An 18266-nucleotide genomic window follows, 5' to 3' on the forward strand; every position below is an offset into this window, starting at 1 on the left:
AGTCTTATGGCATTCCGGGGCGGGCCGGGCAGTCAAGGGTGGCCGAAGGCCATCGCGAAGCGACGCGAACGAAGAGAGCGCCCTTGACGGCCCGGACCGCACCGGAAGGACAGTGGACTGACGGGACGCCCCCGGACACACACCGACGCCGAGTCGGCAGACCCCGCCCCCTGTGTCCCGGTCGGCTCTCCCGGCTCCGAGTGCACAAAGCTCGCTCCTGCCCCCGGTCAGCTGATCCGACGCCGACAGGCGGACCCCGCCCCGGCGTCCCGGTCGACGCTTCCGGCGCTGAGCGCACGTACCCCGGCCCCGCCCCTCCCCCCGCCCCTCACCCCCCGCCCGGCCACCTCTGCGTCCAGGCCTCAGCCGCCTCTGCCTGCGCAGCCAGCCCCAGCAACACCGGTTCCGCTCCCTCCGGGCCCAGGAGTTGGGCTCCCAGTGGGAGGCCGTCGGCCGTGAGGCCCGCCGGGATGTTGACCCCCGGCCAGCCCAGGACGTTCCACGTCCAGGCGTACGGGCAGGCCGCGATCATCGCCCGGTCCGTGGCCATCGCCCCGAGTCCGGACAGGGCCCCGATCCGGAGCGGTGGAGTGGCTGTCGTCGGGGTCAGGACCACGTCGAACCGGCCGAAGATCTCCCCGATCCGCCGCCGCAGCAGCACTTCCGCCCGGCGGGACACCCGTAGCGGCAGCCCGCCCAGGATGCCGCCGGTGCGCATCGCCTCGTGCGTGCGCGGGTCCAGCAGATCGGGATCCGGCACCCGGGACGCCCAGTCCCGTATGCCCCGGGTCGCACGGGGGACGAAGGCCAGGCCGATCTGCCCGTAGCGCGGGTCCTCCGGGACCACCTCGTGGCCCAGTGCCTCGAGCCGCCCGGCCAGTCGCTCCACAGCCGAACGGACCTCCGGATCAAGGGACTTCGGCGTCGCCGTGAAGGCCATCCCGAACGACAGGGCGATGCGCAGCCGGCGCGGCGTGCGGCGGGTCGCCTCGACCGCCGAGACGGGTGCCGGGTGGTGCCGGTCCCCGGGGTGCTGGCCGCTCGCGGCGTCCAGCAGGAGCGCCGCGTCGGCGACGGTTCGGGCCAGCACGCCGTTGACCGTCAGCCCGTGGAACGACTCCGGCTCCGGCCAGGTGGAGATGCGTCCCCGCTGCGGCTTGACCCCCACCAGATGGGTCCAGGCCGCGGGGATCCGTACCGAACCCGCCCCGTCGGACCCGAGCGCCGCCGGGACCAGTCCCGCGGCCACGGCGGCCGCCGAGCCGCCGGAGGAACCGCCGGGCGTGTAGGCCGGGTTCCACGGGTTGCGGGTCTCGCCGAACGCCGGGCCCTCGGTGAAGGGCCACTGCCCCAGCTCCGGCGTCTGGGTCTTGCCGACGATGATCGCGCCGGCCGCACGCAGCCTCCGTACGGCCTCGCTGTCGGCGGTCTTCGGAGGGAACTCCCCGGGGCAGCCGAACGCGGTCGGCTCCCCGGCCACGTCCATGTCGTCCTTGACGGCGACCGGTACGCCGAGCAGCGGGAGCCGCTCACCGGCCGCCAGCCGCCGGTCGGCCGCGTCCGCCTCGGCGAGGGCGGCCTCGGTCCGTACGATCCGGAAGGCGTTGAGCTCGGGCTGCGCGGCCGCGATCCGCTCGAGGGCCTCCTCGGTCAACCGGCGTGCGGAGACGCCTCCTTCGGCGAGTGCCTTCGCCGTGTCCATCAGACCGGAACAGACAGAAGAGTCAGCAGAAGAGACAGTTGAAGCCTTCGTACCTGACGTCACCGACATCGGACCTCCCCGTTACCGCTCGGTAGGACCGACGGTAACGGGGAGGGGCCGAGGGTGGCTAGAGCGGTTGGACCCAGCCTTGCAGCGAGGCCATGAAGCCGTCGAAGTCGTCCCGGTGGATGGTGTGTCCGGCGCCGGCGACCGAGCGCACCTCGAAACCGCGCTCCTCGAGGAGCGCGGCCCGCTCCGGGGAGATGAGGAAGCTCGGGTCGGCGAGCTGTACGAGCGAGGGGACCACCGGCGCCGCCGGCAGCAGCTCCGTACCGAACAGCGATGCCAGGCTCAGCGCCGTCGACTCGTCCCACAGGGCCAGGGTCTCCAGTTCGACGTCGACGTCCGCCTCCTCCCAGCGCGGGTTCATCGCCCGGATCTGCTCCCTGGGCGCGGACTTGAACTGCGCGAACACCTCCGGACCCATGCCCTCGGCCGGGCCGGCCAGATGCCAGGCCGGGTCGGAGAACACCGCCCGCTTCGGCTTCAGCCGGTCCGCGGCCAGGGAGAGGGTCAGCCCGCCCAGCGAGTGGCCTATGGCGAGGTCGGCGCCGGTCGGCAGGGTCTCGACCACGTCGTCCGCGAAGAGCTCCGGCGTGTACTCGCCGCGCCCGCTGGCGCCGTGGCCCCGCAGGTCCACGGCGATGACGCGATAGCCGCGCCCGGCGAGTGCGGGACCCACCCGGCGCCAGGTCCGGTGGTCGGCCATCATGCCGTGGATCAGGAGCGCGACGCGGTCGCCCGCGCCCCAGGTGTGGGTGTGCAGTTGCACGGTGAGGCCTTTCTCAGGAAACGGGGTGCACGGCAAAAGCGTTGGAGGGAAGAGTCGGAGGGGTATCGGGGGAAGCGGGAGGAGTGGGGGAGATCCCCGGAATCGAAGCGGCGGTCGGCCCCCCCCACAGGCCCTCACCGCACGCTGCGGATCGGCTTCACCGCCAGGGCGCCCGCCACCGACAGGACGGCCGCGACGACGAACAGGGCGGTGTAGCCGCCGCTCAGCGAGACGATCACCGAGGCGATGAATGGGGCGATGATCTGCGGTCCCGCGTTGGCGATGTTGAGCACGCCCATGTCGCGGGCCGCGTCCTCCGCCTTCGGGAGCACCATCGTCACCAGCGCCGTGTCCACGGCCATGTAGCAGCCGAAGGCGAGCCCGTTGACGGCCGCGAAGGCCAGCATCGCCGTCCAGCTGGTCGACACGGCCGGGATCACGAGCGCGATGGCCGACAGCAGTGCGGAGGCGCCCACGAAGAGCTTGCGGCGGTCGAACCGGTCGGAGAGGTAACCGCCGAGGAGCGTGGAGACGACCATCGCCACGCTGGTCAGCGGCATCAGCACCGCCACCGCGGCCTCCGGCTCCATGCCGCCGGGCAGCACCGTGTGGTCCTGGAGGATGTACAGCTGGTAGCCGCTGACCGCGAAGTACCCGAGGACCAGCAGCGCCCGCCCGATGAAGGCCCACCGGAAGTCGTGGTCCCGCAGGGCTCCGGTGAAGGCGGCGAGCTGCGCCTTGACGGGCATCGGGGCGCGAGCCGGGAGCCGCTCCTCGCGCGTGCAGGCGGTGAACAGGACCGCGGCGCCCGCCACGATCGCGCCGAACACGAGGTACCCGGTGCGGTAGTCCTCCGAGAACGCCGCGCCGAGCAGTGCGCCCAGGGTGGAGCCGAAGGGCAGGCCGAGGCCGACGGCCGCGGAGGCCTTGCCGCGGGCGGACTTCGGGACCCGGTCGGGGACCACGGAGGTGATGGCGGCCTGGTAGACGTTCATGACGGCCTGGCCGAGGCACCAGGCGATCATGATCAGCAGGATCGTGTCGGCGAAGCCGAGCAGGAACATCGCCGGTACGGCGGCGAGTCCGCCGCCGAGGATCCAGGGATTGCGCCGTCCGCTGCGGTCGGACAGTGCGCCGGCGACCGGGTTGAAGACCGTGGCGAAGATCGCCGAGACCCCCGCGATCAGGCCGAAGTTGGAGACCTTGTTCGCCGGGTCGATGTCTTCGACCTGCAGGGCGAGCAGGACACCGGCGACGCCGATGTAGAGCGCGTACATCGCGCTGTTGCCGACGAGAAGCAACGGGAACAGGCCGCGTCCGGGACCGCGTGGGGCGGGTGCGGCGGGTGCGGCGGACGCGTCGTCGGGGGTGGCTCCGGCGGTGCCGGCGCCGGGGGAGGAAAGGGCCACGGTGCCCTCCTGGGCGGGTTCTTCGGGCGGATGAGGGTGTGAGGGTGGGGCGGAAGCGGGGCGGGAGGGGGTGAGAGGTACGGAGGAGGGGTGCAGGGAGGCACTGGGAGGGGGCGTAGAGGAGGACTCGGAGGGAGTGCGGGGAGGGTGCGCGCCGCCCTGTCGTGACGGCGGGGGTGCGACGGAACACGACAGGGCGACGGCACGGCGGGACACGGTCGGGCACGTGCTGCGCTGCCCCGGGGAACGGGATGTGACGCCCGGGTTACACGTGTCAATGAATCGTGTAACCACTGTGTAGCATTCGTTTCCGGCCATCCGCTAGCCCCCGGGCGCAATCGGTCTGGAAAGATGCCACGGCAATGTCACAGTCATCGAAATCGCCGAAGCCGGCCCCCGTGCCGACCAGCGCCGACGTGGCCCGGCTCGCCGGTGTGTCGCGCGCGACGGTCTCGTACGTCCTGAACAACGCGGAAGCCGTACGCATCAGCGAACCGACCCGCCGCAAGGTCCGCCAGGCCGCCGAGGAACTCGGGTACGTGCCGCACGCCGCCGCACGCAGCCTGCGCGCCGGGCACACCCGGATCGTGCTGCTGCCCACCTCGCACGTGCCGATCGGCCCGCTCTACAGCGCCTTCCTCAACGAGCTCCAGTGGTCACTGCGCCGCCTCGACTACACCGTGGTCCAGTACGGCAGCCTCGGCCTCAGCGGCGACGAGGCCGCCCGCGCCTGGGCCGAGCTGCGCCCGGTCGCAGTGATCTCGCTCGGCGAGATCGCCCTGTCCGCGCACAACGTGGCCACGCTCAAACGGGCCGGCGCCCGCGCGGTGATAACGATGGGCCCGGTCGGCGTCCCCGGGGCCCACGCCCTGGTCATGGACCAGAGCGAGGTCGGCGTGCGGGCCGCCGCCCACCTCGTCGAGCGGGGCCACCGGCGGATCGGCGTCGTCGTCCCCGAGGAGGAGGGGCTGGAGCTCTTCTCCACGCCCCGGCTGGAGGGTGCCCGCTCGATCGGAGCCGCCGCGATCGAGCCCCTCCCGATGGCCTACTCGGAGGAGTCGGCTGCCGCCCTGGCCGCCCGCTGGCGCTCCCTCGGTCTGGACGCGGTGTTCGCGTACAACGACGAGTACGCGATGCTGCTGATGCGCGCCCTGCTCGACGAGGGTCTGCGGGTCCCCGAGGACGTCGCGGTCATGGGCGCGGACGACCTGCTCATCGGCCGGCTGCTGCGGCCCCGGCTGAGTACGGTGCAGATCGAGCTGCCCACCGGGGACCACCTGGCCGCGCTGGTGGACCAGGCGGTGCGCGAGCCGTCCGAGATCACGCAGCGGCACGACCTGATCGCCGCCGTGGCCGTCCACCGCGAGTCGACCTGACGGCAGGCCCGTGACCGCGCGCCCGTGGCGGTCCGCCCCCGGCCGGCCGAGGCCGTCCGCGCATGGCCGGCAGAGGGGCGTTGACAGGCGGTGACCTGCGGACGGAGACTGCGGGCGCGCCCCACCGGGCGCGCCCGGCGCCGTACCGGGTGCCGACCCCGGCACCGCCCCGGCGTCGCCCGTACGGATCCGCCCAGGAGAGCCCCCATGAGCATCCGCACCGCCCGCGACGGACGCAGTGTCCGCGACGTGTACGTCGTCGACGCCGTCCGCACCCCGATCGGCAAGTTCGGCGGCGCCTACGCCGGGGTCCGCCCGGACGACCTCGCCGCGCACGTCGTGCGGGCGCTGGTGGACCGTACGCCCGACCTCGACCCCGCGCGGATCGACGACGTCGTCTTCGGCGATGCCAACGGTGCGGGCGAGGACAACCGGGACGTGGCCCGGATGGCCGTGCTGCTCGCCGGGCTCCCGGTGTCCGTCCCCGGGGTCACCGTCAACCGGCTCTGCGGTTCGGGTCTCGAAGCGGTGATCCAGGCCGCCCGGGCGATCGCGCTGGGCGATGCCTCCGTCGCCATCGCGGGCGGCGTGGAGTCGATGAGCCGCGCCCCCTGGGTGGTGCAGAAGCCGGAACGGGGCTTCCCGGCCGGCCACCAGCAGATGTGGTCCACCACCCTCGGCTGGCGGATGACGAACCCGCGCATGCCGGCGGAGTGGACGGGCTCGCTCGGCGAGGGCGCCGAACTCATCGCGGAGAAGCACGGCATCACCCGCGAGGCCCAGGACCTCTTCGCCCTGGAGAGCCACCGCAAGGCCGCGGCCGCCTGGGCCGCCGGGCTGTACGACGACGAGGTCGTCCCGTACCCCGGGGTGGACCTGGTACGCGACGAATGCATCCGCGAGGGCTCCACGCCCGAGGCGCTGGCCCGCCTGAAGCCGGCCTTCCGGACGGACGGCACGGGTACGGTGACGGCCGCCAACGCCTCTCCGCTCAACGACGGCGCGGCGGCGCTGCTGCTGACGGACGAGGAGGGGCTGGCGGCCACCGGCCGGGAGCCGCTCGCCCGGATCAGCGCCTCCGCGGTCACGGGCATCGAGCCGCAGTTCTTCGGCCTGGGCCCGGTCGACGCCGTGCAGCGGGCGCTCGCCAAGGCGGGCCGCAGCCTGGCCGACCTGACCGCCGTGGAGCTCAACGAGGCTTTCGCGGCACAGGCGTTGGGCTGCCTCGCGGCCTGGCCGGAGCTGGACCCGGCCGTGCTCAACCCGCGCGGCGGCGCCATTGCGATCGGCCACCCGCTCGGTGCGTCCGGGGCGCGGCTGGCCGGCTCGGTGGCGCACCAGCTGGCAGCGGCCGGCTCGGGCACCGGCATGGCGACGCTGTGCATCGGGGTCGGGCAGGGCATCGCGCTGGTCCTGGAGCGCTGAACGCCCGCCCTGAACTCGCGTACGCGGCCCGGCCGTCGATCGTTTCCGGTCACGGCGGCCCGTCAACTGCCCAATAACTGAACAGATGTGGTGCCTCCGGTCTGGCACGATGGCGCGTGCTGCCGCCCCCCGCCCCGCCCATCCCCACCGGAGGCCCCGCGCCATGCCGCTCCTCGAACCGACGTTCTGGCAGGACGGACCGACCCTCACCGGCGGCGCCGCCCCGGTCGTCGAACCCGCCACCGGCCTTACCCTCGCCACCGTCGAGCTGGCTGCCCCCGCCGATGTTTCGGAGGCCGCCGTACGGGCCCGGGCCGCCCAGGAGGACTGGGCGCGGGCCACCCACATGGAGCGGGCCGCCGTCCTGCGCCGGGCCGGCGACCTGTTCGCCGCCCACGCCGGGGAGCTGCGGGACTGGCTGGTGCGGGAGTCCGGCTCCATACCCGGCAAGGCCGACTTCGAGCTGCACGTCGCCGCCCAGGAGTGCTACGAGGCCGCCGCGCTGGCCTCCCGCCCGGCCGGGCAGGTACTGCCGAGCGAGGCGCCGCGGCTTTCCTTCACCCGCCGGGTTCCGGCCGGGGTGGTGGGTGTGGTGGCCCCGTTCAACGCCCCGCTGATCCTGGCGATCCGCTCGGTCGCCCCGGCCCTCGCCCTCGGCAACGCGGTGTTGCTCAAGCCGGACCGGCGGACCGCCGTGTGCGGCGGCCTCGCGCTCGCCGCCGTCTTCGCCGCAGCCGGGCTGCCGGGCGGGCTGCTGCACGTGCTGCCCGGGGGCGCCGAGACCGGGGCCGCGGTGGTCGCCGACCCGCTGGTGCGCGTGGTGTCGTTCACCGGGTCCACGGCCGCCGGTCGGGTCGTCGGCGAGCTGGCGGGTCGTCATCTCAAGCGGGCGCACCTGGAGTTGGGCGGGAACTCTGCCCTCGTCGTCCTCGAGGACGCCGATGTCGAGGCCGCCGTCGCACAGGCTTCGTGGGGCTCGTTCTTCCACCAGGGCCAGATCTGCATGACGGCCGGCCGGCACCTCGTCCACGCCTCGCTGTACGACGAGTACGTCGAGCGGCTCGCCGCGCGGGCCGAGGCGCTGGCGGTGGGGGACCCGTACCGCGACCGGGTGCACCTGGGCCCGCTGATCGACCGCGGCCAGCTGGAGCGGGTCCACGGCCTGGTCGAGGCCAGTACGGAGCAGGGCGCCAAGCTCGTGGCCGGGGGAACGCACGAGGGGCTGTTCTACCGGCCGACCGTGCTGGCCGGCGTCGCCGACGACACCCCCGCCTACGCGGAAGAGATCTTCGGCCCGGTGGCGCCCGTACGGCCCTTCGGGACGGAGGAGGAGGCGGTCGCCCTGGCTTCGGCCGGCCCGTACGGCCTCTCCCTCGGGATCGTGACCCGGGACGCGGCGCGCGGGCTCGAGCTGGCGGGGCGGATCCCGACCGGGATCGCGCACGTCAACGACCAGACGGTGAACGACGAGGCGGTGGCCCCCTTCGGCGGGGTCGGCGCCAGCGGCACCGGAGCCCGGTTCGGCGGCGAGGCGAACCTGGACGCGTTCACGGAGCTGCGCTGGACCACGGTCCGCTCGACCCCGGCGGGGCACCCCTTCTGAGGCGCCGCGGGCCCGGGACCCGCCGCCCGTGGGGCCCGGGCCCCACGGGCGGAATGCTCGGGGCGGGCCGATCGTTCAAGGTGCATACGAACCACTCAGGAGGTCTGGAAGCCGTGGCTACTGTCGAGCTCACCAAGGACAACTTCGACCAGACGGTCAGCGAGAACCCGTTCGTGCTGATCGACTTCTGGGCGGGCTGGTGCCGGCCGTGCCTGCAGTTCGCCCCGGTCTACGAGAAGGCCTCCGAGGCCCACCCCGACCTGGTCTTCGCCAAGGTGGACACGGAGGCGCAGCAGGAGCTGGCCGCCGCCTTCCAGATCACCTCGATTCCGACGCTGATGATCGTCCGGGACCAGGTGGCCATCTTCGCGCAGCCCGGCGCACTGCCCGAGACCGCACTGACGGACCTCATCGGGCAGGCGCGGGCGCTGGACATGGACGAGGTGCGCGCGAAGATCGCCGCGTCACAGCAGGACGGCCAGGACGGCCAGGACGGCCAGGACGGCCAGGGCGGCAACGGCGGCACGGCGGAGGCCTGAGCTCCGGCCCACCGACCGGCCACCGACCGGCCGAATCGCAGCCGCCGACCGTTCGCGGGGGCGCGTCGCCGCGCGTCTCCCGCGTCTCCCGCGGTCCCCACGTAAGGTGACAGGGACATGAGCCCCTGGCGCCCCGGAAGGTGACTGTGTCGGAAGCGGTGGAGTACGACGTCGTGGTGCTCGGCGGGGGACCGGCCGGCGAGAACATCGTGGACCGGACCCGCGCCGCCGGGCTGACCACGGCCCTCGTGGAGGCCGAACTCGTCGGCGGGGAGTGCTCGTACTGGGCCTGCGTCCCGAGCAAGGCGCTGCTGCGCCCGGCGCTGGCGAGGGCCGACGCCCGCCGGGTGCCCGGCCTCGCGGGCTCCGTGGGCGGGCCGCTCGATACGGCGGCCGTGCTCGCGCACCGCGACTACTGGACCGGCAGCTGGAAGGACGACGGCCAGGTCAAGTGGATCGACTCGATCGGCGTCCACCTCTACCGGGGCCACGGCCGCCTGTACGGCGTCCGCAAGGTCGCCGTCACCAGCCCCGAGGGGGAGCACCACGTGCTCGCCGCCCGGCACGCGGTGGTCGTCGCCACCGGTACCCGCGCCATGGTCCCGGACGTGCCCGGGCTCGCCGGGGCGCGGCCGTGGACCAGCCGCGAGGCCACCTCCGCCCAGCAGGCGCCGGTCCGGCTGCTGATCGTGGGCGGCTCGGTGGTGGCCGCCGAGATGGCCACGGCCTGGCAGGCCCTCGGCTCACAGGTCACGGTCCTCGTACGCGGCTCCGGGCTGCTGCCGCGGATGGAGCCCTTCGCCGGAGAGCTGGTCGCCGAGGCGCTGCGCGAGGCCGGCGCGGTGGTCCGTACGGGCGTCTCCGTCGAGGCGGTCGTACGGAACGGGTCGACCGGGCCGGTCCAGGTCGTACTGGAGGGCGGGGAGATCCTGGAGGGCGACGAGCTGCTGATGGCGACCGGCCGCTCGCCGCGCACCGAGGACATCGGGCTGGAGACCGTCGGGCTGACGCCCGGCGACTGGATTCCGGTCGACGACAGCTGCCGGGTCCAGGGCCACGACTGGCTGTACGCCGTCGGCGATGTGAACCACCGCGCGCTGCTGACCCACCAGGGCAAGTACCAGGCCCGGATCGCGGGCGCCGCGATCGCGGCCCGCGCGGCGGGCAGTACCGAGCTCGACACCGGCCGCTGGGGCGCGCATGCGGCGACCGCCGATACGCAGGCCCTGCCGCAGGCGGTGTTCACCGACCCGGAGGCGTCGGCGGTGGGCCTCACCCTCGCCGAGGCCGAGCGGGCCGGCCACCGGGTGCGCGCCGTCGACTACGACCTGGGCAAGGTCTCGGGCGCGGGCCTGTACGCCGACGGGTACCGCGGACGGGCCCGGATGGTCGTCGACCTGGACCGGGAGGTGCTCCTCGGGGTCACCTTCGTCGGCCCGGGCGCGGCCGAGCTCGTGCACGCGGCCACGGTCGCGGTCGCGGGGGAGGTCCCGATCGACCGGCTGTGGCACGCGGTCCCGGCGTTCCCGACGATCAGCGAGATCTGGCTCAGGCTGCTGGAGACGTACCGGGGATAGCCGAGTCCACGACGCCGGCCCGGCGGTAGCTGCTGCCGTCCCGGGTGCGGGTCAGCAGGCCCGAGGTGATCAGGTAGCGCCGCAGCGCCGAGCAGTCCTCGTGCACGGTGCGCAAGGCGTCGTTCACCTCGGGTTCGGTGTACTCCCGGTCCTCCGCGAAGAGGGTTTCGGCGAGGTGGGCGAGCAACTGCTCGCGGCGGGCGGCCTTGCGCGGGATCGCGGTGAGCCGGCCGCCGGAGAAGAGGTCGGCGATATGGCGCGTGTTCTGGGACATCGCAGTCTGAGACATGGCAGCGAGCCTGTCCGACACCCCGCAGTTCCGGCAACGGATTTATACCCTCGACGCCGACGCCGACGCCGACGCCGACGCCGACGCCGACGCCAACTGAAAAGTGACGGTCATTCATCTTACTGAGCGGTAGTGCCCGCCAGTACCCTCCTCCGTGACCGGTTCCTGCCCCCCACGGAGGAGCACGTATGCGACGTCCCACCGCTCGCCTGAGAACTGCCGTCGCCGCCGGGGTGATCGCCCTCGGCGCCGCCCTGCTCTCCCCGCTCGCACCCGCGGCCGCCGCCGGCGCCGACGTGCCCGTGCCGCTCCCCGTCGCCGACCACTGCGGCGGCCAGTGTGCGGACATCCTGCCGCCCGGCCAGAACGGCAACGCGACCCTCGCCCAGATCCTCCTGCACAAGGCGTTCGGCACGATGCCCGCCCACGCCTCCGACCAACTGGCCCGCTACGACTCGCTGGTGGCCCGATACCCCGGTCTCACCGACGCCAAGGTCAACGACTTCTTCAACGACGCCTCCTTCGGCGTCCCCGCCGACCAGGTCGAGTCGACCTCCAGCCCGCGCTCCGACGTCACCATCACCCGCGACAAGAAGACCGGCGTCCCCCACATCAAGGGCACCACCCGCTACGGCACTTCGTTCGGGGCGGGCTTCGCCGCCGCCCAGGACCGGCTCTGGCAGATGGACCTCTTCCGCCACGTCGGCCGCGGCGACCTGACCCCGTTCGCCGGCGGCGCCCTCGCCAACCAGGGCCTGGAGCAGCAGTTCTGGCCGCAGGCCCCGTACACCGAGGCCGATCTCCAGGCCCAGGTGGACCGGATCCGCACCACCGAGGGCGACCGCGGCCGCCTCGCGATGGAGGACGCGCAGGCGTACGTCGACGGGATCAACGCCTACCGCGTCCAGTCCAAGAACGGCCGCTACTTCCCCGGCGAGTACGTCCTTACCGGCCACATCGACTCGATCACCAACGCCGGTGAGATACAGCCCTTCAAGGTCACCGACCTGATCGCCCTCGCCTCCGTCGTCGGCGGCCTGTTCGGCGGCGGTGGCGGCGGCGAGGTGCAGGCCGCGCTCTCCCTGCTCTCCGCGCAGCAGAAGTACGGCATCGAGGAGGGCACCCGGGTCTGGGAGTCCTTCCGCGAGCGCAACGACCCCGAGGCCGTGCTCACCGTCCACGACGGCACGAGCTTCCCGTACGCCCAGAAACCCGCGAACCCGCAGGGCACCGCGCTCCCGGATCCCGGCTCGGTCACCGCCGAGCAGCTGGTCCACGACCGTACGGGCGCGGCCGCCACGGCAGCTGCCGCCGACCCGCCGAAGCCGGTCAAGCAGAGCATGTCCAACGCCCTTCTCGTCTCGGGGGCGAAGACCGCGAGCGGCCATCCCGTCGCCGTCTTCGGGCCGCAGACCGGCTACCTCGCACCCCAACTCCTCATGCTCCAGGAGCTCCAGGGCCCCGGCATCAGCGCCCGCGGCGCGTCCTTCGCCGGCGTGAGCATGTACGTCCAGCTCGGCCGCGGCCAGGACTACGCCTGGAGCGCGACCTCCGCCGGGCAGGACATCACCGACACCTTCGCCGTCGAGCTGTGCGAGCCCGGCGGCGGCGCCCCGACCACGGCCGGCGCCTCGTACCTCTACCGCGGCACCTGCACCCCCATGGAGAAGCTGGAGCGCACCAACGCCTGGAAGAGCTCGGTGGCCGACCCGACGCCGAACGGCTCGTACCGGATGCAGGTCTGGCGGACGAACTACGGCATCGTCACCCACCGCGCCACCGTCGCGGGCAAGCCCGTGGCCTACACCGCGCTGCGCTCCACGTACCGCCACGAGGCCGACTCGATCATCGGCTTCCAGATGCTGAACGACCCCTCGTACGTCAAGGACGCCCGTACGTTCCAGCAGGCCGCCCAGCACATCGGCTACGCCTTCAACTGGTTCTACGCCGACGCGCGCGAAGCGGCGTACTACAACAGCGGGTTGAACCCGCTCCGCCCGGCAGGGGTCGACGCTGCCCTCCCCGTGCACGCCCGGCAGCAGTACGAGTGGCAGGGCTTCGACCCGGCGGCCAACACCGCTGCCTACACGCCGCCCGCCGAACACCCGCAGTCCATCGGGCAGGACTACTACATCAGTTGGAACAACAGGCAGGCCGACGGCTACACGGCGGCCGGCTTCGGGATGGGCTCGGTGCACCGCGGCGACCTCCTCGACCAGCGGGTCAAGCCGCTGGCCGCCGCGGGCGGGGTCACGCGAGCCAAGCTCACCCAGGCCATGGCGGACGCGTCCGTCACCGACCTGCGGGCCGAGAACCTGCTGCCCGAGCTGCTCGCGGTGCTGCGCAGCCAGCCGGTCACCGATCCGGCGGTGGCCGCCGCCATGGACAAGCTGGCCGCGTGGCAGGCGGCGGGGACCGAGCGCAAGGAGACCGCGCAGGGCTCGAAGGCGTACGCGCACGCCGACGCCATCCGGATCATGGACGCCTGGTGGCCGCTGCTGATCGAGGCCGAGTTCGAACCGGGGCTCGGCGCGCCGCTCTACGACGCCCTGCGCGCCTCCCTCACCGTCGACGAGGCGCCCAACGCGGGCCACGGGCCCACCGGTTCGCACGCCGGGTCGGCGTTCCAGTACGGCTGGTGGAGCTACGTGGACAAGGACCTGCGTACGGTGCTCGGGCGCCCGGTCGCCGGTCCGCTGGCCAAGGCGTACTGCGGCGGTGGTTCGCTGTCCGCGTGCCGTGACGCCGTGGCGGCCACCCTCAAGCAGGCAGCCGCCGCCACCCCGGCGTCGGTGTACCCGGCCGACGGGACCTGCGCGGCCGGGAACCAGTGGTGCGCGGACTCGATCGTGCAGCGTCCGGTGGGCGGGCTGAGCCATCCGCAGATCAACTGGCAGAACCGGCCCACGTACCAGCAGGTGGTGGAGTTCCCGGCCCACCGCTGAGGCCCCGTGGGCCCGTTGCGTGCGAAAGGCCCGTCGGCCCCGGATCGCTCCGGGCCGGCGGGCCTCCTCGTGCGCGGGCTGCCGTCGTGCGTCAGGGGCCGACGGTGATCTGCTGCGCCGGGTCGGTCGTGTCGGTGACCTTGTACACGGCGTTGAAGACGGACGAGGTCGCGCTGGTCGGGCAGCCGAACCCGCCGGTGACCGTGACCGGCACGGAGGCGTTGGTGAAGGTCAGGCTCGGCGGGGCGCCGTTCGTCCAGGTCCCGGCGACGTTCGCCGGGGCGGTCGGGGCCGCGGTGACCGTACAGGTGGCCAGGCCGGACGTCTGCACGACGAGTCCGCCCACCGGGACGGTCATGCTGGCGGTGATCGGGGAGCCGTCCTGCATCGACACCGACCAGGAGCCGCTGGTGGTGACCGTCGGAGTCACACCCCAGATGCTGGACGTGCAGGAGCTGTACGTCGGCGGCGAGATCGGCGACGAGACGGGCCCGGCGGCGTTCTGGTTCCCGGGGGCGGCCGGGACCGTGCCGGTGGAGACGGAGACCGTACAAGTCACCGTGACCGAACCGGCCTTGAGGGTGGCCTTCCCGCTGAGGGTGGCCTTGAAGGAGTGTCCGGCCGGGGTGACGGTGGTCGATCCGGCCAGGGGTGAGGGCGCAGCTGTGGCGGTGACCGAGGCCACCGACAGCGCTCCGGCGGCGGCCAACCCGAGGGCGAGCGCGGTACGCGTGCGGCTCATGGCTGTGCTCCTTGGGGATCAGGGTGCGCAGTGGTGCCGGTTGGGGTGGGGGACTGCGGGGGTACGGGGGACTGCGGTTCGGGGGACTGTCCTTCGGGCGAGTGGCGCGCCGCGGCGTGCGGCTGCCAGGCGAACATCAGCCCGCCGCCGAGGATCCCGAGCAGGGTGCCGATCAGGAACCCGCCGAGGTTCGACAGGACGAGCGAGGCGGTCGCGATGAGCGTGGTGAGCACACCGGCGAGGCTCCGCTGTGCGGGCGAGAACCAGGCGGCGAGGCCGAGCACGATCATGACGATGCCCATCAGGACGGACGGGATGCCCGCGGTGCCCTGCTGGAGCATCACCTTCAGCGGTGCCAGCGGCAGGGCGCAGATCTCGGCCCCGGCGAGGATGGCGAAGAGCCCTCCCCAGAACGGCCTGCCCCGCCGCCACCGCCGCCAGCGGCTCAGAAGCATTCCTTCTTGCCCTTGCTGATGTTCATGCTGAGCCCGGAGAGCTTGAAGGTGCCCGCGTTCGTGGCCCAGGCCGTCTGCTGCAGATCGGTGATGCTGACGGTGTCCGCCTGCTGGGCGAACAGGTCCTGCATGCCCACGGCTTCCGTCGGTCCCTTGTCGAGGGTCGAGGCGTCGCGGCCGATCTCGATGTTGGTGAAGACGGCGTTGCCGGAGAGCTGGGTGGCGTCGACGAACAGGTTGCTGGCCTCGACGGGGGTCTTCTTGCCCGCGGTGAGGTTGAGCGAGATGTCGCCGACGACCGGGAGCGTGGTCACCACCGACTGGCAGAGGCTGTGGAGCTTGGCCTCCTTGATGGCGGTGACCGCCACCGGGATGAGCTCCTCACGGGCGTTGACGTCGATGCTGCCGTACTGGGCGAAGCCCTCGCCCTCCAGGCTCGTCGCCGACACCTTGAACTGCTGGCCCGACACGGCGAAGGAGGCGGCGAGCGCGCCCTGCGCGAGGGCGATGCCGAGGCCCGCGGTCACGGCGATGGCGGGGACGGTCAGGACGGCGAAGCGGCGCCAGCGGACGCGGCCGCCTCCCTCGTCGTTTCTGCCGGGCGGGGCGGAGGAATCCGATAAGTTGGGGGAATCTGCCATGAGATCGTCCCTTATTTCGGCTGTGCACCGTTGTTACCGACGAGTTGAATGTAAGAGTGCCAATGGGGGTTGGCAAGGTTGTTCGACCGTGCCTTTTCGGCCGACTCCTACTGATCGGTTACCGCTTCTTCCGCATCCTTGCGCAGCAGTTCGGCGACCTCCGCCTCCATCCGCCGGGCCATCGCCCTGGCGAATTCCGCGGCCACGACCTCGCCCGCCACCGGACGCAGCGCTGCCGCCGCGTCCGAGATGTGATCCAGTTGGCTGGCCGAAAGCTGCTCCAGCCCGTCCGGGCCGATCACATGCCGCCGGAACAGTCCGACGAACCGGTCGGCGAGCGCGGCCGCCTGTGTCTGTACGAAGTCCCCCGCATCGAGGATCTCCGCCAGGGGCACGCCCTGCCGTACGAGCGTGAGCGTCGCCTCCAGCAGCCGCCGGCTCCGGTGCGTGACCCGGTCGCCCTCGATCCGTACGTAACCCAGCTCGGAGGCACGCCTGGTGTCCTCGGCCGTCGCGGACGGGCCGAACAGCTCGCGCAGTTCGGCCAGGGTCATGGTGACCGGCTCCTCCTGGACCCAGTCCCGGGTCATCGCCCGCTCCAGGCCCAGGAGTTGGGACAGGCCGCCGCCCGCCTCCCAGGCGTGCAGCAGCTCGGCGATCCCGTTGACGGTGTACCCGCGCCCCAGCAGATCGCTGATCAGCCGCAGCCGGGTCAGGTGGTCCGCGGAGTACCAGGCGATGCGGCCCTCGCGGCGCGGCGCCGGCAGCAGTCCGCGCTCCTGGTAGTAGCGCAGGTTGCGCACCTTGACGCCGGCCGCGCGGGCCAGGTCCTCCCGGCGATAGCGCTCGCCGCTGGGACCGCCGCCTGCACGGTCGCCTGCACGGTCGCCCGCGCCGCCGCCCGCACGGTCGTCCGTACCGTCGTCCGTGTCGTCTTGTCGCACCAGGCTGCTCACGCGGCAGAGTGTAGGACGTACCGCGCGCCGTACCGACGGGTATAGCGGCAGGTCACATGGGGCGGGGCCGCATCTCCTGCTTGACCGCCCGCAGTACGACGAACTTCGGCTCGCTCGCGACGACTTCACTGTTGCCGAAGAGGCGGCGCAGATGCGTGTGGTAGCCCATGTGGCGATTGGCGATCACCCACAGCTCACCGCCCGGGCGCAGCACCTTGCGCGACTGCGCGAACATGCGCAGCGCCGTCGCGTCCGTCGTCGCCTGGTGGGAGTGGAACGGCGGGTTGCACAGCACGAGATCGACCGAGGCCGGGTCCAGCATGGACACGCCGTCGCCGACGAGGAAGTCGGCCCGCTCGCGCTCGCGCTGGACGTTGGCGCGGAACGTGGCCTTCGCCGAGGCGACCGCCTGGTACGACTCGTCGGTGAACACGATCTCCGCGGCGGGGTCCGTGACCGCGACCGCCGTGCCGACGATGCCGTTGCCGCAGCCGAGGTCCACGACCCGGGCGCCGTTGGTGTTGTTCGGGATGCTCTGGAGGAAGAAGCGGGTGCCGACGTCGAGCCGGTCCGCGCAGAAGATCCCCGCGTGGTTGACGGCGGTCAGGCCGGAGCCCGAGCCCGATTCCGCGTCCAGCGTGTACGTCACCGGCCACGGGTCGACGGCCCGCGTCGGCGTGGCGCCGGGCGTGCAGAAGATCAGGCGGGCCTTCTTGTCGGCGAGCGAGGTCTTCGTCGGGCCGAGGATCCGTTCGAAGAGCTTCAGCGTGGAGGTGTGGATCTCCTTGACCATGCCCGTGCCCACGATGACGGTGCCCGCGTGCACGTGCGGGGCCAGCCGGTACAGCTGGTCCTCGAGCAGCGCCAGGCTCTTCGGCACCCGGACGAGGAGTACGTCGATCCGCTCGGGCGGCGCGTCCTGCGTGGTCAGCAGCCGCACCGTGGTCTTGGCGGTGCCGATCCCGGCGCGGTCCAGGTTCGCCGCGGTGCCGGCCCGGGCGAGGTAGGAGTCGGTGATCTGCGTCGGGTGGTACGCGGCCAGCGCCGTCGTCAGCGCCCCCCAGCGGTCCCCGAGGATGGTGATCTGCCCGGCGCCGGCGAGGTCGACCGGGCCGTGGTCCCCCGTACCGGACTCGAGGTGGCGCAGCAGGTACTCGTCGGCGGCGTCCCAGGCGCGGAGCTGGTCGCGCGGGTCTTCGGGGAAGCGGGTGAGCTCGTAGGAGCCGAAGGGCGTGGTCAGACGGTTCATCGTGCCCCCAGGCTAACCGAGGCGGCGGCCCGGCCCCGCATGCACGGGGCCGGTGGGTGCGCCAGTGGGTTCGCTACTCGGGGAAGTCGCCGGCCATGGCGGCGGCCATCCGCAGGTAGGGGCGGGCTTCGGTGGCCCGGCCCTGGCGCTCCAGCGTCCGGCCGAGCATCAGCTGCGCGTAGTCCTCCACGGGCCAGCGTTCCAGGATGGCGCGGAGCTCGTGCTCGGCGCGCGAGAGCTGGGCGGAGTGGTAGTAGGCGCGGGCCAGCAGCAGCCGGGGCGCCAGCTGCTCGGGGGCCTCGTCGGCCAGTGCGACCAGGATGTTTGCGGCCGTCGCGTACTCCTTCGCGTCGAAGAAGAGCCGGGCCCGGTCCCAGCGCTCGGCTGCCGTCCCGTGCTCGAAATACGTCGTCGGCGCGTTCATCGCGTCCCTTCCGCCGTTCAGGTGGTGCGTCCGTCCCCTCCAACACGTGACAGCAGCCGGACATTCCACCGAACGCGGTGCTGGTGGCGGTACTAAGTTGTG

The 18266-nt window shown here is 72.8% G+C and carries 16 protein-coding genes; 6 read left to right on the forward strand and 10 right to left on the reverse strand.

Annotated elements, in window-relative coordinates; genetic code table 11:
- Positions 1 to 328: 328 nt before the first annotated feature.
- From AB0M76_RS37625 to AB0M76_RS37635, 3 genes are all read right to left on the reverse strand, one after another.
- A complete protein-coding gene (locus tag AB0M76_RS37625) occupies positions 329 to 1771 on the reverse strand; it encodes an amidase (RefSeq protein WP_365957229.1) in 1443 nt (480 codons plus the stop codon).
- Between the two features lie 58 nt (positions 1772 to 1829).
- On the reverse strand, positions 1830 to 2534 hold the full coding sequence (locus tag AB0M76_RS37630; protein ID WP_365957230.1) for an alpha/beta hydrolase: 705 nt from the start codon (positions 2532 to 2534) through the stop codon (positions 1830 to 1832).
- A gap of 134 nt (positions 2535 to 2668) precedes the next feature.
- Positions 2669 to 3943, reverse strand: a complete 1275-nt coding sequence (locus AB0M76_RS37635; protein WP_365957231.1) for an MFS transporter — start codon at positions 3941 to 3943, stop codon at positions 2669 to 2671.
- Positions 3944 to 4305: 362 nt separating this feature from the next.
- On the opposite strand from AB0M76_RS37635, the gene AB0M76_RS37640 reads away from it, so the two are divergent.
- From AB0M76_RS37640 to AB0M76_RS37660, 5 genes are all read left to right on the forward strand, one after another.
- Entirely contained in the window at positions 4306 to 5319 is a 1014-nt protein-coding gene (locus tag AB0M76_RS37640; RefSeq protein WP_365957232.1) for a LacI family DNA-binding transcriptional regulator, read from the forward strand.
- 207 nt (positions 5320 to 5526) lie between these two features.
- The gene (locus tag AB0M76_RS37645) at positions 5527 to 6744 is read left to right on the forward strand and encodes a thiolase family protein (protein ID WP_365957233.1); all 1218 of its coding nucleotides are present in this window, start codon (positions 5527 to 5529) and stop codon (positions 6742 to 6744) included.
- 163 nt (positions 6745 to 6907) lie between these two features.
- Positions 6908 to 8347 carry an aldehyde dehydrogenase family protein gene (locus AB0M76_RS37650; protein ID WP_365957234.1) on the forward strand — a complete coding sequence of 480 codons (1440 nt, stop codon included), beginning with the start codon at positions 6908 to 6910 and terminating at the stop codon, positions 8345 to 8347.
- A 113-nt stretch (positions 8348 to 8460) separates the two neighbouring features.
- Entirely contained in the window at positions 8461 to 8886 is a 426-nt protein-coding gene (locus AB0M76_RS37655; protein ID WP_365957235.1) for a thioredoxin domain-containing protein, read from the forward strand.
- 146 nt (positions 8887 to 9032) lie between these two features.
- Positions 9033 to 10463, forward strand: a complete 1431-nt coding sequence (locus AB0M76_RS37660; RefSeq protein WP_365957236.1) for an NAD(P)/FAD-dependent oxidoreductase — start codon at positions 9033 to 9035, stop codon at positions 10461 to 10463.
- Here AB0M76_RS37660 and AB0M76_RS37665 read toward each other — a convergent pair.
- Entirely contained in the window at positions 10435 to 10752 is a 318-nt protein-coding gene (locus tag AB0M76_RS37665) for a DUF2087 domain-containing protein (protein WP_365957237.1), read from the reverse strand. The two genes, AB0M76_RS37660 and AB0M76_RS37665, sit on opposite strands and share 29 nt — an antisense overlap.
- 188 nt (positions 10753 to 10940) lie before the next feature.
- Here AB0M76_RS37665 and AB0M76_RS37670 point away from each other — a divergent pair, with 188 nt between their 5' ends.
- Positions 10941 to 13697, forward strand: a complete 2757-nt coding sequence (locus tag AB0M76_RS37670; protein ID WP_365957238.1) for a penicillin acylase family protein — start codon at positions 10941 to 10943, stop codon at positions 13695 to 13697.
- Positions 13698 to 13788: 91 nt separating this feature from the next.
- On the opposite strand, the gene AB0M76_RS37675 is transcribed toward AB0M76_RS37670, so the two are convergent.
- The 6 genes from AB0M76_RS37675 to AB0M76_RS37700 form a co-directional block, all read right to left on the reverse strand.
- A complete protein-coding gene (locus tag AB0M76_RS37675; protein ID WP_365957239.1) occupies positions 13789 to 14439 on the reverse strand; it encodes a hypothetical protein in 651 nt (216 codons plus the stop codon).
- Entirely contained in the window at positions 14436 to 14894 is a 459-nt protein-coding gene (locus tag AB0M76_RS37680; RefSeq protein ID WP_365957240.1) for a DUF6114 domain-containing protein, read from the reverse strand. The genes AB0M76_RS37675 and AB0M76_RS37680 overlap by 4 nt, the downstream gene beginning before the upstream one ends.
- Positions 14885 to 15442: a DUF6230 family protein gene (locus AB0M76_RS37685; RefSeq protein ID WP_266999760.1), complete on the reverse strand. Its 558-nt coding sequence runs from the start codon at positions 15440 to 15442 to the stop codon at positions 14885 to 14887. The genes AB0M76_RS37680 and AB0M76_RS37685 overlap by 10 nt, the downstream gene beginning before the upstream one ends.
- A 200-nt stretch (positions 15443 to 15642) precedes the next feature.
- Positions 15643 to 16491, reverse strand: a complete 849-nt coding sequence (locus tag AB0M76_RS37690) for a MerR family transcriptional regulator (RefSeq protein WP_365957241.1) — start codon at positions 16489 to 16491, stop codon at positions 15643 to 15645.
- A gap of 52 nt (positions 16492 to 16543) precedes the next feature.
- Positions 16544 to 17740, reverse strand: coding sequence for a methyltransferase (locus AB0M76_RS37695; protein WP_365957242.1), 1197 nt, complete (start codon positions 17738 to 17740; stop codon positions 16544 to 16546).
- Between the two features lie 73 nt (positions 17741 to 17813).
- Positions 17814 to 18164 (reverse strand): tetratricopeptide repeat protein, encoded by a 351-nt coding sequence (locus AB0M76_RS37700; RefSeq protein ID WP_365957243.1) that lies wholly within the window; start codon positions 18162 to 18164, stop codon positions 17814 to 17816.
- Between the last annotated feature and the right edge of the window lie 102 nt (positions 18165 to 18266).

Origin of the sequence: Streptomyces sp. NPDC051364, from assembly GCF_040682115.1 — a bacterium.
GTDB lineage: Bacteria > Actinomycetota > Actinomycetes > Streptomycetales > Streptomycetaceae > Streptomyces.